Raw genomic sequence first — 15,897 nt, 5'->3', positions numbered from 1 at the left:
TAAATCAATCTATCTTAATAATTTAGCAAGTTTTAACACGTGCATCAAGCTTTTTTTTGTTTCTTGCACTGTCATTTCTGCTGCTGGTTTTCGAGCAATTACGATAAAATCTTTTTCTGCTTTTAATTGCGGTTTCAACTCTGTTAAACTTTGTCGAATGCTTCTTTTAACTTTGTTCCGCATAACAGCATTTCCTATTTTTTTACCAACGGATATTCCAACACGAAAATGTGGTTGGTCCTTCTTATCTAATACGTAAATGACAAATTGACGATTTGCTGTTGATTTGCCATGATGAAAAACTTTTTGAAATTCAGCTTCTTTTTTGACACGATAGGTTTTCCTCATTAAAATAACCTCTCATCTCTATAATAAATTGGTATAAACCCGTTCCCATTTAATGGAATAAGTATTAAAAATACTCCGTAGCTGTTTACATTATAAACAGCCACTGAGTACTTTTTTATTCAAATCCTAAAAAAAAAAGACCACTGAAACGTTCAGTGATCTATGCAGACAATACTTTTCTACCTTTACGGCGTCTACTTTGTAATACATTACGTCCATTTTTAGTACTCATGCGTTTACGGAAACCATGTACTTTTTGACGTTTACGTTTTTTAGGTTGGTAAGTTCTTTTCATACGTGATACACCTCCTGTAAAAACTATCTCTCATTATTCTATTTTAAATTACCCCAAGACAGTCTAGATTATTATAACGAAGAAAAAATAGTCTTGTCAAGCACAATTCCCCTATTTTTATTCATTCACTCCAGTATGATAGCATATTTTTGCTTATTAGGAAACTATCTTTTGCAAATTCTTTTTATAAACCCTAAATTTCTTCTTCTTTAATTAAGACTTAATAAGATTTATGTATTTTTTTTCATTCTATTAAAGATATCCACAGGTGCATAACATTATCCACAAGCTTATGTATGACTTTTTTTTAATTTTTGTTATCCCCTAGTTATCACCTGGTTATCCACATACAAACAAGCTGTGCAAAAACCTTATCCACCACCAATATTTTTTTGTGGATAACCTCCAAAAACATTATCAGAACAATCTTTTGTTATACATAGTTATCCACAAAACTAAACGTTTATTTGCTATAAAAAAAAGTTATACACTGCCTATCATGTCTTGTGGAAAACTTTATTTACAGGGAGTGGACAAATTTTCTGTTAAAAAAACTACTTGTGGAAAACTATTTATAAAAGTGCTAAAATGACTTAGACACATTTTATAAGGAGGTTCTGTTTTGGACGATTTACAAACACTCTGGATTTTTCTAAAAGAAAAATTCAAAGAATCGCTCTCCAAAGTTAGCTATGATACATGGATTGAAAGTGCAAGCCCCATACGTATCACGGATAACAACATTATTATCGAAGTCCCTTCTTCTTTACATAAAGAATATTGGGAAAATAACTTAGCTACTCGTATTGTTGAAAATATTTATGAATACTCCAGTCGTGAAATTTCTCCATTGTTTATTATTAAAAACGAACAAGAAGCAAGCAATTTAGTAAATAAAAATTTACGTAATGAGGTCCCTAAAAAAACCCTCTTTAAAAAAGATATTCAATTAAATACTAAATATACTTTTGATACGTTTGTTATAGGTAAAGGAAATCAAATGGCTCACGCTGCGGCTTTAGTCGTTGCAGAAGAACCTGGAACAATTTATAATCCTTTATTTTTCTATGGTGGAGTTGGACTTGGAAAAACCCATTTGATGCATGCTATAGGTCACCAAATGTTACTGCTAAACCCAGATGCACGAGTGAAGTACGTTAGTAGTGAAACATTTGCAAATGACTTTATAAATTCCATTCAAAATAAAACACAAGAAAAATTTAGAAATGAATACCGTAGTGTTGATTTGCTTCTAGTAGATGATATTCAATTTTTTGCAGATAAAGAAGGAACGCAAGAAGAATTTTTCCATACCTTTAATGCTTTATATGATGATCGAAAACAAATCGTATTGACTAGTGATCGTTTGCCTAATGAAATTCCTAAGTTACAAGAACGATTGGTATCAAGATTCGCATGGGGATTATCAGTAGACATTACACCACCAGATTTGGAAACACGTATTGCGATTCTAAGGAAGAAAGCCAATGCTGAACGGTTAGAAATTCCAGGTGACACCTTAAGTTATATCGCTGGCCAAATTGATTCAAATATTAGAGAATTAGAAGGTGCTTTAGTTCGTGTACAAGCTTATGCAGCTATCGAAAGTCGCGACATTACAACTAGTCTCGCTGCCGATGCCTTAAAAAGTATGTTGCCTTCAGCAAAACCAACCACACTGACCATCTTGGACATTCAAAATGCTGTCAGTAAATATTATCAGTTATCTATTGCTGATCTTAAGGGTAAGAAACGAATTAAATCGATTGTTTTACCAAGACAAATTGCTATGTATTTATCTAGAGAACTTACATCAAATTCACTACCTAAAATAGGAGCTGAATTTGGTGGAAAGGATCACACAACTGTTATTCATGCATACGAAAAAATTGTTCATGCTTTGTCGACCGATGACCAATTAAAAGAAGAGATTAACGATATAAAGAAAAAATTAGCGTAATCTTTTTCTTTTACACATGTGCATAACTAATAGACTTATCCTTTTTTTGCTAACAGGTTATCCACATGTGTAAAACCTTGCAACTAAAAAGGTTTCATTAGTTTTCCACAGTATCAACAAGCCCTACTACTATTACTAAAGAACTTATTAAAATAAATTAAACTATATTTGGAGGTAAATTTAATGAAATTTACAATTAAAAGAAGTGCCTTTTTAAAAAGCTTATCCGATGTACAACGTGCAATTTCCTCAAGAACAACTATTCCGATACTGACCGGTTTAAAAATTATCGCAAATGATGAAGGATTAACTTTAACAGGTAGTGATTCGGATATTTCTATTGAAGCATTCATTCCTGTATCTGAAGAAGATAATTTATTAATTATTGAAAAAACTGGAGGAATTGTTTTACAAGCACGCTTTTTTAGTGAAATTGTAAAAAAACTTCCTGAAGAAACAATGACTATTGAAATACTAGATCATTTTCAAGCATTGATTACTTCTGCAACTGCTTCATTTACTATTAATGGACTAGATCCTAATAATTACCCTCATTTGCCAATCATTGATACAAAAGAATCATTTACTTTACCTGTTAACTTATTTAAGCAAGTGATTGGACAAACTGTTATTGCTATTTCAACTCATGAAAGTCGTCCAATACTTACCGGAGTAAATATAGTTATTGAAAATGGTAAGTTTTTAGCAGTTGCTACAGATAGCCACCGCTTAAGTCAACGTGTGATTCCATTAGAAATGAATGATGAGCAGGCTTCAAAAAAATACAATATTATTATTCCTGGTAAAAGTTTAATTGAGTTGTCTCGTACATTAGATGAAAATTCAGATACTATTGAAATGATGATCACTGAAAATCAAGTATTGTTTAAATCAGAAAACATGTATTTTTATTCTCGTTTGCTAGAAGGGTACTATCCTGATACAAAACGTTTGATTCCTGATAATTCTTCAACAGAAATCAGCTTTAATGCTAGTTCTTTATTAGGTTCGATCGAACGTGCTTCGTTACTTTCACATGAAGGAAAAAATAATGTTGTAAAAATTACAATCAATCCTAACTTGGTCGAAATTTCTGGAAATTCACCTGATGTTGGAAATGTTAAGGAGGAATTAGACTATCAATCTGTTGAAGGAGAACCAATCGAACTTTCCTTTAACCCAGATTATATGAAGGATGCATTGAGAACTTTTGGCCAAACAGACATTAAAATAAAGTTCACTTCACCAGTTCGTCCATTTATTTTAGTTCCTAGTGAAAACGATCAAGATTTTATTCAATTGATTACTCCAGTTCGAACTTTTTAAGAATATTCAGAAAAACTACTTTTCAGGCAACTGAAAAGTAGTTTTTTTTATATATACGCCGAATAACCATGTTTTTTTCGATTTAAGCAATTATGGAGGATTTAAGGTCTTTTTTTATCTTTTGCTTAAAATCGATAATAGTAGGGTTATTTTTAGATTCATTTGTACTATTGGCAAAAAAAGAGTATAATAGTATTAATAAGCGGCAGCGTAATGCGTGGATTATCTCCACGCTTATTTTATTGAAAAGTAGGTGAAAAAAATGAAAAAAACCATTAAAATTGATCGTGAATTTATTACACTGGGACAATTTTTAAAACATGAAAACATTATTAGCAGTGGTGGAATGGCAAAGTGGTATTTATCTGAACATACAGTCCTTCTTGATAACGAAGTTGAAGATCGCAGAGGTAAAAAACTTTATCCTGGTTCTGTAGTTGAAATACCTGGTGAAGGAACATTCTTTATCCAGTCAGAAAATGAAACTGCTAAGGCAAATGAGGAAGGAAAATAATGTTATTGAAAGAGATTCATCTTTCCAATTATCGAAATTACGAACATGCTGAAGTTATCTTTTCTAAAGGAATCAATGTTTTCTTAGGAGAAAACGCCCAAGGAAAAACAAGTTTGATGGAAGCTATTTACGTATTAGCAATGGCAAGAAGCCATAGAACTGCAAATGATAAAGAAACCATTCGATGGGAACAAGAATTTGCACGAGTGAGTGGAAGAATTCAAAAGAAAAACACAAGTTTTCCACTTGAAATATCTATTTCTAAAAAAGGAAAAAAGGCAAAGTTTAATCATTTGGAGCAAAAAAAATTAAGTGAATACATTGGAAATCTAAATGTTATCTTATTTGCTCCAGAGGATTTGTCTTTGGTAAAAGGTTCGCCTTCTGTCAGAAGAAAATTTTTAGATATGGAAATGGGGCAGATGAGCCCTATTTATTTACATCATCTCGTGCAGTATCAGCATCTTTTAAAACAAAGAAACAGCTATCTAAAACAATTAAGTCTAAAAAAAGTAAAAGATTTAACTTTTTTGGATATTTTAACGGAACAATTAGCTGAGTTTGGAGCGGCTATTTTAGTAGAGCGTTTTTCATTTATAAAAAAATTAGAGAATTGGGCCAGGCCTGTTCATGCTGAAATTTCTAAGCAGAAAGAAATTCTTGAAATTGGGTATTCTTGTAGCTTGAAAATCACAAACGAAACAGATAAAAAACAGATTTATTCAGATTTAATGGGCGCTTATACGCAAGGTAGACAAAGAGAATTAGAGCAGCGAACAACTGTTTTCGGTCCACATAGAGATGATCTTAAGTTTAGTGTGAATGGGAGAAATGTTCAAACCTATGGTTCCCAAGGTCAACAACGAACGACAGCTTTAAGTGTGAAGTTAGCTGAAATCGATTTGATGAAAGAAATGACTGGTGAATACCCCGTCTTATTACTAGATGATGTCCTATCCGAGCTGGATGATGAACGCCAAACGCATTTATTGAAAGCAATTCAAAATAAAGTTCAAACGTTCTTAACGACAACTAGTTTAGATGGAATAAAGGAAAATATGCTGGAAACTCCCAAAATTTTTTTGATTGATAATGGACAAGTAGAAACGGAGAGTGAATGAGTGTGTCTGAAGAAATAAAGAGCAAACAAGATCGAGCAAAAGAATATGATGCGAGTCAAATACAAGTTCTAGAAGGTCTGGAAGCTGTTCGTAAACGTCCAGGTATGTATATTGGTTCAACGAGTAGTGAAGGATTGCATCACCTTGTATGGGAAATTGTCGATAATTCAATTGATGAAGCCTTAGCAGGTTTTGCTGATGAAATTAATTTAATCATTGAAAAAGATGAAAGTATTACAGTTATTGATAATGGTCGTGGGATTCCTGTTGATATTCAAGCAAAAACAGGTCGTCCAGCATTAGAAACCGTGTTTACGATTCTTCATGCTGGGGGTAAATTTGGCGGTGGAGGTTATAAAGTTTCAGGTGGTTTACATGGAGTTGGTTCCTCTGTTGTTAATGCACTTTCGACCACTTTAGATGTTTACGTACACAAAGGCGGAAAAATTTATCACCAACAATATGCTCAAGGAAAAGTTGTTCATGATGTTGAAGTCATTGGTGAAACAGATAAACATGGAACAACTGTCAAATTCGTTCCAGATCCTGAAATCTTTAAAGAAACGGTAGAATTTCACTTTGATAAATTAGCTACACGTGTTCGGGAATTAGCTTTCTTAAATAAAGGATTAAAAATTACGATTGAGGATAAGCGTGAAGGCAAAGAACAAATACTAGAATACCATTACGAAGGCGGTATTAAGAGTTATGTAGAGTTCTTAAATGAAAATAAAGCTGTTTTATACGATGAACCTATTTTTCTAGAAGGCGAACAACAAGGTATCACTCTTGAGGTAGCTATGCAACATACAGACGGTTACCACAACAACTTGTTAAGTTTTGCTAACAACATTCATACCTATGAAGGTGGAACACATGAATTTGGGTTCAAGACAGCTTTAACACGTGTAATAAATGATTATGCAAAAAAGAATAAAATAATTAAAGAAAATGAAGAAAATCTAACGGGTGAAGATGTGCGAGAAGGATTAACGATTGTCTTATCCATTAAACATCCTGACCCTCAGTTTGAGGGTCAAACGAAAACAAAATTGGGAAACTCTGAAGCACGTACCATTACAGACCGTTTATTTTCTGCCCATTTTGATAAATTTTTGATGGAAAACCCACAAGTAGCTCGTCAAATCGTTGAAAAAGGATTATTAGCAGCTAGAGCTCGTTTAGCTGCCAAAAGGGCTCGTGAAGTAACGCGTAAAAAGAGTGGATTAGAAATCAGTAATCTTCCTGGTAAATTAGCAGATTGTTCGAGTAAAGATCCGTCTATCAGCGAAATCTTTATTGTTGAGGGAGATTCCGCCGGTGGTTCTGCTAAACAAGGACGTTCAAGACTCTTTCAAGCCATTTTGCCGATTCGTGGGAAAATTTTAAATGTTGAAAAAGCAACACTAGATAAAATTTTAGCGAATGAAGAAATTCGCTCATTGTTTACCGCTATGGGTACCGGATTTGGAAATGATTTTGATGTTTCTAAAGCGCGTTACCATAAATTAGTTATTATGACAGATGCCGATGTCGATGGAGCACATATTCGTACATTATTGTTGACATTATTCTATCGTTACATGCGTCCAGTAGTTGAAGCGGGGTACGTTTACATCGCGCAGCCACCTTTATTCCAAGTACGCCAAGGTAAAAAAATGGTTTATTTGGATTCAGAAGAAGAACTAGATAATTATTTGAAAGAAATACCTCTTTCACCAAAACCTGTTATTCAACGATACAAAGGACTTGGAGAAATGGATGCTGAACAATTATGGGAAACAACTATGAATCCAGAAAACAGACGGATGTTGCAAGTCACAGTTGATGATGCTATTGAGGCAGATAAAAGTTGTGATATGTTAATGGGTGACCGTGTTGAACCAAGACGTATATTCATTGAAGAAAATGCACGTTATGTACAAAATTTAGATATTTAATCCAAATAGGAGGACAATAAAGAATGGCTGATGAAACTAAAGAGAATATAAAAAGTATTGAACTAAGCCATGAAATGCGCACATCTTTCCTTGATTATGCAATGAGTGTTATTGTAGCTCGCGCATTACCGGATGTACGAGATGGATTGAAACCAGTTCATCGTCGTATTTTGTATGGGATGAGTGAATTGGGCGTAACGCCAGATAAAGCGCATAAAAAGTCAGCACGTATCGTTGGGGATGTTATGGGTAAATACCACCCTCATGGAGATAGTGCGATTTATGAATCAATGGTTCGTATGGCACAAGACTGGAGTTACCGCTATCCGTTAGTGGATGGTCATGGGAACTTTGGATCAGTGGATGGAGATGGAGCTGCAGCAATGCGGTATACCGAGGCTCGTATGACAAAAATGGCGTTAGAAATGTTACGGGATATCAATAAAGATACAATTGATTATCATGATAACTATGATGGATCAGAACGTGAACCTGATGTATTACCGGCTCGTTTTCCTAATTTACTTGTAAATGGTGTCACTGGTATTGCTGTTGGTATGGCTACTAATATTCCACCGCACAATTTGACTGAGGTTATTTCTGCATTACACATTTTGATGAATAACCCCGATGCAACCACGGCTGATTTGATGGAAGCTATACCAGGTCCTGATTTTCCAACAGGTGGATTAGTAATGGGTAAATCTGGAATCAGAAAAGCCTATGAAACAGGTAAAGGTTCTATTATGGTTCGAGCTAAAGTCGAAATCGAAATACTAAAAAATGGCAAAGAACGCATTATTGTACATGAATTACCATATATGGTAAATAAAGCACGATTGGTAGAACGTATAGCTGATTTAGCTAGAGATAAACGAATCGAAGGTATTACTGATTTAGCAGATGAATCCGACCGTGATGGTATGCGTGTCGTGATTGATGTTAGACGTGATGTCAGTGCGAGTGTAGTCTTAAATAATCTATATAAATTAACCTCTTTACAAACCTCTTTTGGTTTTAACATGTTAGCTATTGTGAACGGTGTTCCAAAAGTATTGAGTTTGAAATCAATACTTGAAGAATACTTGAAGCACCAAGAAATAGTGATTCGCAGAAGAACAGCTTACGATAAACGTAAAGCTGAGGCACGAGCACACATCTTAGAAGGTTTAAGAATAGCGTTAGACCATATTGATGAAATCATTCGAATTATACGTGGTTCAAAAACTGGTGATATCGCTAAAACGACTTTAATTGAGACGTATGGTTTATCAGAGAAACAAGCACAAGCTATTTTAGATATGCGAATGGTTCGATTAACTGGTTTGGAAAGAGACAAAATCGAATCTGAGTATACTGAATTGATGGCTTTGATCGCGGATATGGCTGATATTTTGGCTAATCCAGCACGTGTGCATACGATTATTGAAACGGAACTTCTTGAAGTTCAAGAAAGATTTGGAGATGCTCGTCGTACTGAATTGTTGGTAGGGGAAGTATTAAGTCTGGAAGATGAAGATCTGATTGAAGAAGAAGATGTTGTGATTACGTTGACTAGCAAAGGTTATATCAAACGTCTTCCAAGTTCTGAATTCAAATCACAAAGACGTGGCGGACGCGGAGTACAAGGGATGGGTGTGCATGATGATGATTTCATCGAAACCTTAGTTTCTTGTTCTACTCACGATACCTTATTATTCTTTACGAATAATGGAAAAGTCTACCGTTCGAAAGGATACGAAATCCCAGAATATGGCCGTACAGCTAAAGGAATCCCAGTTATTAACTTACTAGGAGTAGACTCTGGTGAAACGGTTCAAGCGGTTATCAACGTTAGAGGAGAAGCTGAAGAAGGACTGTACTTGTTCTTTACGACTCGTCTTGGAACAGTTAAACGTACGGATGTAAAAGCTTTTTCTAATATCCGAAGCAATGGTCTAAAAGCGATTGTATTAAAAGAAAATGATGAATTGATGTCGGTTTCTGTAACAAATGGAGATCAAAATATTATCATTGGAACACATATGGGTTATGCTGTGAGTTTCCATGAAAATGATGTCCGAAATATGGGTAGAACTGCTGGCGGTGTTCGTGGTATTCGCTTAAGAGAAAATGATTACGTCATTGGAGTAGATCTACTAACTGAGGACTCGGAAGTTTTAGTTATTACAGAAAAAGGGTATGGAAAACGTACCAAAGCGAGTGAATATGCTATTAAAGGTCGTGGCGGAAAAGGAATTAAAACAGCTAATATCACAAGTAAAAATGGGAATCTAGCTGGATTAACGACTGTCAAAGGCAACGAAGATATCATGTTGATAACAAATACAGGTGTTATTATTCGCTTCAATGTTTCTGCAGTATCTCAAACTGGTCGTGCAACATTAGGTGTACGTGTTATTCGAGTAGCTGAAGATGTCAAAGTGTCAACTATGGCAAAAGTAGATGCAGAAGTTATCAAAGAAGAAATGGATGAAGCAGGAATCATTTCAGAAGTGCCGTCTATTGAAGATAGTGAACTAAATGAATCGATTCAAGAAAATGATATTTCAAACAATTCTGATAATGATATAGAAGGCAATAATGATCTGACTGAAGATTAAAAGAGTAGAGAGAATGAGATCAATAGATCATTCTCTCTATTTTTTTGTTTGGCAAATTTTGCAGATACTTCATAAAAAAATTCTTATTGTATGGATGGTTTTACTTATAGCTATAGTAATAGAAAAGGATTATATATATTGGCAATTCAAGTATTGATGTTTAGAATGAAATATGCTATACTAAACGGACGTGAGTAATCTAAAGAAACATTATTAGAATACTCTCCTTGCTCTGTAAAAAGAGCCAAAGTCCATAAGGAGGTGACAGTCAAGATGAGTAAAACAGCAAAATACGAAATTTTATACATTATCCGTCCAAACATCGAAGAAGCTGAAAAAGCAGCTTTAGTTGAACGCTTCGACACTATTTTAAAAGATAATGGTGCTGAAATCACTGAATCTAAAGACTGGTCGAAACGTCGTTTTGCTTACGAAATCAAAGATTTCCACGAAGGAATCTACCATATCGTAAAACTTACTGCTAATGATGCAGCTGCAATTAACGAATTCGATCGTTTAGCTAAAATCAGTTCTGATATTCTGCGTCATATGACAATTAGAGAAGAAGACTAAGCAAAAATGTTTCACATGAAACATTTTTATCGGAAGGAGTGGGCAATGTGATTAACAATGTTGTTTTAGTTGGAAGATTAACAAAAGATGCTGATTTAAGATACACTTCAAATGGCACAGCGGTAGCAACTTTTTCATTGGCTGTAAACAGACAGTTTACAAACCAAAAAGGTGAAAGAGATGCGGATTTCATCAACTGTGTAATCTGGAGAAAGAGTGCTGAATCATTTGCAAACTTCACCAGAAAAGGTGCATTAGTAGGTGTAGAAGGCCGTATCCAAACACGTTCTTATGATAATCAACAAGGGCAACGTGTATATGTTACAGAAGTAGTTGTTGAAACGTTCTCATTATTAGAATCAAAATCTAAAAATGATCAACGTAAAGATCAAAATGATTCTCAAGCTCAATCGGGATCATACGGTTCTCAACAAAAACCTTATAACAATAACACACAAAGTAATTCACAAGAAGCTCCCCGTAACCAACAATATCAAAATTTTGGAAACTCTGATCCTTTTGAAAAGAGCGGACAACCGATTGATATTTCAGATGACGATTTACCATTCTAAAAAGAATGGGACGTAAAGGAGGAATATGAAATGGCTCAACAACGTAGAGGCGGAAAGAAACGCCGTAAAGTTGATTTCTTTGCAGCAAACCACATCGAACACGTGGACTACAAAGATATTGACCTATTGAAACGTTTTATCTCTGAAAGAGGTAGAATTTTACCGCGCCGTGTTACTGGAACATACGCGAAAAATCAACGTAAATTAACTAAAGCAATCAAACGTGCTCGTATTATGGGATTATTACCTTTCGTAACTGACGAACAATAAAAAGATGAAGAGTTGAGGCAAATGTCTCGACTCTTTTTATTTTTTTCATTCAACTGTCATTCTAATTTTTAAAAGATACTCAATAAAAAATATGTTTCACGTGGAACTTTTCGGTAGAATTGTTTCATGTGAAACAAGTTGTCTACTTAGAGAACAAGTGGTAAAATAGAGGTTGAACTTTAATTAGGATAGAGATGGAAAAAGGGGCCTGTTATGAATAAGAAACTATCTCAAGAAAAACTTCCAGAATTCTTAAATGATAAAAAAATCCAAACTATTATAGCCATTATAATGGTGTTTCAATTAGTTACAATTGCTTTGGGATTTATCGCTAATATTGGTATCGGTTTAGCGTTATTAGTTGTTTTTATGGTGGTGTTATTTTTAATGTATGATTTGGCAAAGAGATTATCCATTGAAAATAAAAAATACATTTCAGATTTAGCTTTTCGAATTAAACGCGGAGAGCAAGAAGCTCTAATAAAGATGCCCATTGGTATTCTTTTATTTAATGAAAACTTACAATTGCAATGGATTAACCCTTATTTGCAATCGCATTTAGGTTACCAAGAAGTACTGGGTAAACAGTTAGAAGACGTTGATAGCGAATTAGCATTACTTGTTAAAGAAAGCCGAGACTCTGGATTGAAAAAAGCAAAATGGGGCGACAAAGTTTTCCAAATCATTGTTCAAAAAGATATTAGAGTTGTTTATCTTATGGATATTACAGAATACGCTATCATTCAATCTAAGTATGATGAAGAACAAATAGTTATTGGAAATATATTTGTTGATAATCATGATGAAATCACTCAAGGAATGACCGATCGAAATATATCTAATTTAGATAACTTTATTACCACTCAATTATCTAATTGGGCTAAATTACATCATGTATACCTAAAACGTATAACAGAAGATCGCTTTATTGTGATGATGCACAAAAGGTCTTTAGCTAAAATGGAAGAAGAAAAATTTAGTATTGTCGATCAGATTAGAGAAAGAACTTCAAAACAAAATTCTCCTCTAACATTGAGTATAGGTATTGCGTATGGATCTGAAGATTTAAGTGAATTATCTAAATTAGCTCAAAGTAATTTGGATTTGGCTTTAGGTAGAGGTGGAGACCAAGTTGTTGTAAAAGGATATGATGCTGAACCACGTTATTATGGTGGAAAAACGAATCCTATGGAAAAAAGAACGCGTGTTCGCTCTCGAATGATTAGTCAAGCACTTCAAGAGTTAATGAAACAATCGGATCAAATCTTTATTATGGGACATAAGTATCCTGATTTGGATGCCATTGGTGCTTCATTAGGCATTAGGAGAATTGCAGAAATGAACAACAAAGAAGCTTGGGTTATTGTAAATCCCGATGAATTTAGCAAAGATATTTCTAAATTAATGAAGGAAGTAGAAAAGGACAATGAAATTAGTCGTTATATTATATCACCAGCTGTTGCTGAGAAAATGATTACAAACAACAGTTTAGTTGTGTTAGTCGATTTCCACCGTCCATCTATGGGGATAGCTCCAGATTTAATTTCTCGAACAAATAAGGTAGTTGTTATTGATCATCATCGTCGTGGAGAAGCTTTTCCAGAAAATCCAGCTTTAGTTTACATCGAACCTTATGCTTCATCGTCAGCTGAACTGATTACAGAACTGTTCGAATACCAATCAGAAGAAGCAGACCCTATAAATAAGATTGAAGCTACTGCGCTATTAGGTGGAATTATTGTAGATACCAATAGTTTTTCTCTCAGAACAGGATCTCGTACTTTTGATGCTGCAAGTTACTTAAGGTCTTGTGGTGCAGATGCAGTTATGATCCAACGATTATTAAAAGAAGATAAAGAAACTTACTTGCTTCGTAGCCATTTAATTGAAACTATTGAATTTGTGACTAAAAATATAGCCATTGCTGTTGGTGAAGAGAATACTATTTATGATACAGTGGTAGCAGCACAAACAGCTGATACGATGCTTTCTATGTCTAACATAGATGCAGCTTTTGTTATTACTAAGCGTACAGATAATAAAATTGGCATTAGTGCCCGCAGTTTAGGTGAAATAAATGTTCAAGTTATTATGGAACAGCTAGGTGGTGGTGGACATTTATCCAACGCAGCTACGCAATTAGAAAACATTACGATAAAAGAAGCAAAAGAAGAATTGCGTGAAGTTATTTTAAATAAAACTAAGGAGGAATAAAAGTATGAAAGTTATATTTTTAGCAGATGTAAAAGGTAAAGGTAAAAAAGGCGAGGTGAAAAACGTTGCTGATGGGTATGCACATAACTTTTTATTGAAAAACAACTTAGCAAAAGAAGCTACTTCAGCTAGTATTAGTGAATTAAACGGTAAAATAAAAGCCGACGAGAAAAAAGAAGAAGAGATTCTACAAGAAGCTAAAAAGGTAAAAGAATTTCTTGAAAAAGATGAAAATGCCATTGAAATCAAAACAAAAGCTGCTGAAGATGGTCGTCTGTTTGGTTCTGTTACAACAAAACAAATCGCTGCTGCAGCTCAAAAACAGTTAAATATAAAACTTGATAAACGTAAAATTGAGTTGCCTGTCCCTATTAGAAGTTTGACTTCAATGAAAATTGATGTGAAGATTCACCCAGAAGTAGTTGCTACTATAACAGTAAGAGTTTTACCAGAAAATTAAATTTGTAAAAAAGTATTTGGCTCAGTAGCATGATAAGAGTCAAATACTTTTTTTTTAAGTAACGATTTCGGAACAAATGTTCCGTGTTCTAGATTGTGTTTCAAGTCTTTTTAAGGTAAAATAATAGAATTGAATACAACAATTTTATGCAAAATAATCGTACTGTTGATAGTGAAAGGGAGAGAATTTATTGGTACAAGAAGCTTTTCAAGATCGCTTACCACCACAGAGTATAGAAGCAGAACAAGCTGTTTTAGGTTCAATATTTTTAGATCCTGAAACGGTTGTCGGTGCTTTAGAATTTATTGAGTCCAAAGACTTTTATCGCCGAGGGCATCAATTGATTTTTCAAGCAATGCTAGAATTAAATAACCATAATGAAGCTATTGATATCGTTACGGTAACCAATGCATTAGAATCTAAAAATCAATTAGAAGACATTGGTGGAATGGCTTACCTAGCTGAGTTAGCTGTGTCTGTCCCAACAGCTGCTAATATGGAATATTACGCAAAAATAGTAGAACAAAAAGCTATTTTAAGAAATTTAATCCATACAGCAACAGATATCGTTACCAAAGGATATGAAGAAGGAGACGAGCTAGCTTCAATTCTAGATGAGGCAGAGCGCAGTATTCTTGAAGTATCTGAAAGACGTAACAGGAGCGGTTTTTTAGCCATCTCAGACGTATTGAACAGTTCTATTGCTCAGATAGACCAACTTTATCAAAATAATGAAGAAATTACTGGTTTGCCGACTGGTTATCAAGCTTTAGATAAAATGACAGCTGGATTACAAAAAGAAGAATTGATTATCTTAGCTGCACGTCCCGCTGTAGGGAAAACGGCGTTTGCTTTAAATATTGCTCAAAATATAGGAACAAAGACGGATGAGACAGTTGCTATTTTTAGTTTAGAAATGGGAGCAGAATCATTGGTCAACCGGATGCTTTGTGCAGAAGGAAGTATAGATGCTGGTCATTTGAGAACTGGGACGTTATCAGAAGAAGAATGGCAAAGCCTGATTGTAGCTATGGGTAGTTTATCAAAAGCCAACATTTACATTGATGATACACCAGGAATTAGAATAGCTGAAATTCGTGCTAAATGTCGTCGATTAAAACAAGAAAAAGGCAACCTTGGTTTAGTATTGATTGATTATCTGCAATTAATTGAAGGTACTGGACGTGAAAGCAGACAACAAGAAGTCTCTGAAATTTCTCGTCAGTTAAAAAAATTAGCAAAAGAATTAAAAGTTCCTGTTATAGCGTTGTCTCAATTATCGCGTGGCGTGGAACAACGGCAAGATAAACGTCCAGTTTTAAGTGATATCCGTGAATCTGGATCAATTGAACAAGATGCTGATATTGTAGCTTTTTTATACCGTGATGATTATTATGATCGCGAAGAGGGAGAAGATGATGATGATGGATCTGCCGGTGAAGACAATGTGATTGAAGTCATTATTGAAAAAAATAGAAGTGGTGCAAGGGGTACAGTTAAACTTTTATTTATAAAAGAGTATAACAAATTTTCTTCATTAAGCTATTATCCTGATGATATGTCCCAACGTTAAAAAAGACTCATGCGAGATATTGTTCGCATTTTGTCTTTTTTTTTAGCAAAAAAAAAAAAAATGTTCGTTTATTTCGGTTGTTTTGGTTAAAATGAAATGAAATATTCGCTTTTTTGTTGAAACAATCA

At 34.3% G+C, this 15,897-nt stretch carries 14 protein-coding genes; 12 read left to right on the top strand and 2 right to left on the bottom strand.

Annotation, left to right across the window (positions count from 1 at the left end):
• Window positions 1-9: 9 nt before the first annotated feature.
• Together rnpA and rpmH are read right to left on the bottom strand one after the other, a co-directional pair.
• On the bottom strand, window positions 10-348 hold the full coding sequence (gene rnpA, locus ACKI3H_RS10285; protein ID WP_407372146.1) for a ribonuclease P protein component: 339 nt from the start codon (window positions 346-348) through the stop codon (window positions 10-12).
• 160 nt (window positions 349-508) lie between these two features.
• The gene (rpmH, locus tag ACKI3H_RS10280; protein ID WP_007725519.1) at window positions 509-643 is read right to left on the bottom strand and encodes a 50S ribosomal protein L34; all 135 of its coding nucleotides are present in this window, start codon (window positions 641-643) and stop codon (window positions 509-511) included.
• A gap of 622 nt (window positions 644-1,265) precedes the next feature.
• On the opposite strand from rpmH, the gene dnaA reads away from it, so the two are divergent.
• The 12 genes from dnaA (at window position 1,266) to dnaB (ending at window position 15,769) form a co-directional block, all read left to right on the top strand.
• Window positions 1,266-2,603 carry a chromosomal replication initiator protein DnaA gene (dnaA, locus tag ACKI3H_RS10275; RefSeq protein ID WP_407372145.1) on the top strand — a complete coding sequence of 446 codons (1,338 nt, stop codon included), beginning with the start codon at window positions 1,266-1,268 and terminating at the stop codon, window positions 2,601-2,603.
• 183 nt (window positions 2,604-2,786) lie between these two features.
• Entirely contained in the window at window positions 2,787-3,929 is a 1,143-nt protein-coding gene (gene dnaN / locus ACKI3H_RS10270) for a DNA polymerase III subunit beta (RefSeq protein WP_407372144.1), read from the top strand.
• A 262-nt stretch (window positions 3,930-4,191) separates the two neighbouring features.
• Window positions 4,192-4,443 (top strand): S4 domain-containing protein YaaA, encoded by a 252-nt coding sequence (gene yaaA / locus ACKI3H_RS10265; protein ID WP_407372143.1) that lies wholly within the window; start codon window positions 4,192-4,194, stop codon window positions 4,441-4,443.
• Window positions 4,443-5,564, top strand: a complete 1,122-nt coding sequence (gene recF, locus ACKI3H_RS10260; protein WP_407372142.1) for a DNA replication/repair protein RecF — start codon at window positions 4,443-4,445, stop codon at window positions 5,562-5,564. The genes yaaA and recF overlap by 1 nt, the downstream gene beginning before the upstream one ends.
• Window positions 5,565-5,566: 2 nt before the next feature.
• The gene (gyrB, locus tag ACKI3H_RS10255) at window positions 5,567-7,504 is read left to right on the top strand and encodes a DNA topoisomerase (ATP-hydrolyzing) subunit B (protein ID WP_407372141.1); all 1,938 of its coding nucleotides are present in this window, start codon (window positions 5,567-5,569) and stop codon (window positions 7,502-7,504) included.
• A gap of 23 nt (window positions 7,505-7,527) precedes the next feature.
• The gene (gyrA, locus tag ACKI3H_RS10250; protein ID WP_407372140.1) at window positions 7,528-10,107 is read left to right on the top strand and encodes a DNA gyrase subunit A; all 2,580 of its coding nucleotides are present in this window, start codon (window positions 7,528-7,530) and stop codon (window positions 10,105-10,107) included.
• A gap of 273 nt (window positions 10,108-10,380) precedes the next feature.
• Window positions 10,381-10,680, top strand: a complete 300-nt coding sequence (gene rpsF / locus ACKI3H_RS10245) for a 30S ribosomal protein S6 (protein ID WP_407372139.1) — start codon at window positions 10,381-10,383, stop codon at window positions 10,678-10,680.
• 47 nt (window positions 10,681-10,727) lie between these two features.
• The gene (ssb, locus tag ACKI3H_RS10240) at window positions 10,728-11,252 is read left to right on the top strand and encodes a single-stranded DNA-binding protein (protein WP_041556011.1); all 525 of its coding nucleotides are present in this window, start codon (window positions 10,728-10,730) and stop codon (window positions 11,250-11,252) included.
• 30 nt (window positions 11,253-11,282) lie between these two features.
• Window positions 11,283-11,522 (top strand): 30S ribosomal protein S18, encoded by a 240-nt coding sequence (gene rpsR / locus ACKI3H_RS10235; protein WP_013709704.1) that lies wholly within the window; start codon window positions 11,283-11,285, stop codon window positions 11,520-11,522.
• A 213-nt stretch (window positions 11,523-11,735) separates the two neighbouring features.
• A complete protein-coding gene (locus ACKI3H_RS10230) occupies window positions 11,736-13,736 on the top strand; it encodes a DHH family phosphoesterase (protein ID WP_407372138.1) in 2,001 nt (666 codons plus the stop codon).
• A gap of 4 nt (window positions 13,737-13,740) precedes the next feature.
• Window positions 13,741-14,196, top strand: coding sequence for a 50S ribosomal protein L9 (gene rplI, locus ACKI3H_RS10225; RefSeq protein WP_013709706.1), 456 nt, complete (start codon window positions 13,741-13,743; stop codon window positions 14,194-14,196).
• A gap of 190 nt (window positions 14,197-14,386) precedes the next feature.
• Window positions 14,387-15,769 carry a replicative DNA helicase gene (gene dnaB / locus ACKI3H_RS10220; protein ID WP_407372137.1) on the top strand — a complete coding sequence of 461 codons (1,383 nt, stop codon included), beginning with the start codon at window positions 14,387-14,389 and terminating at the stop codon, window positions 15,767-15,769.
• Window positions 15,770-15,897 lie beyond the last annotated feature (128 nt).

The sequence above is a fragment of the Carnobacterium sp. genome (assembly GCF_045617425.1).
GTDB lineage: Bacteria > Bacillota > Bacilli > Lactobacillales > Carnobacteriaceae > Carnobacterium_B.
This window is presented reverse-complemented; position numbering and strand designations above follow the sequence as displayed.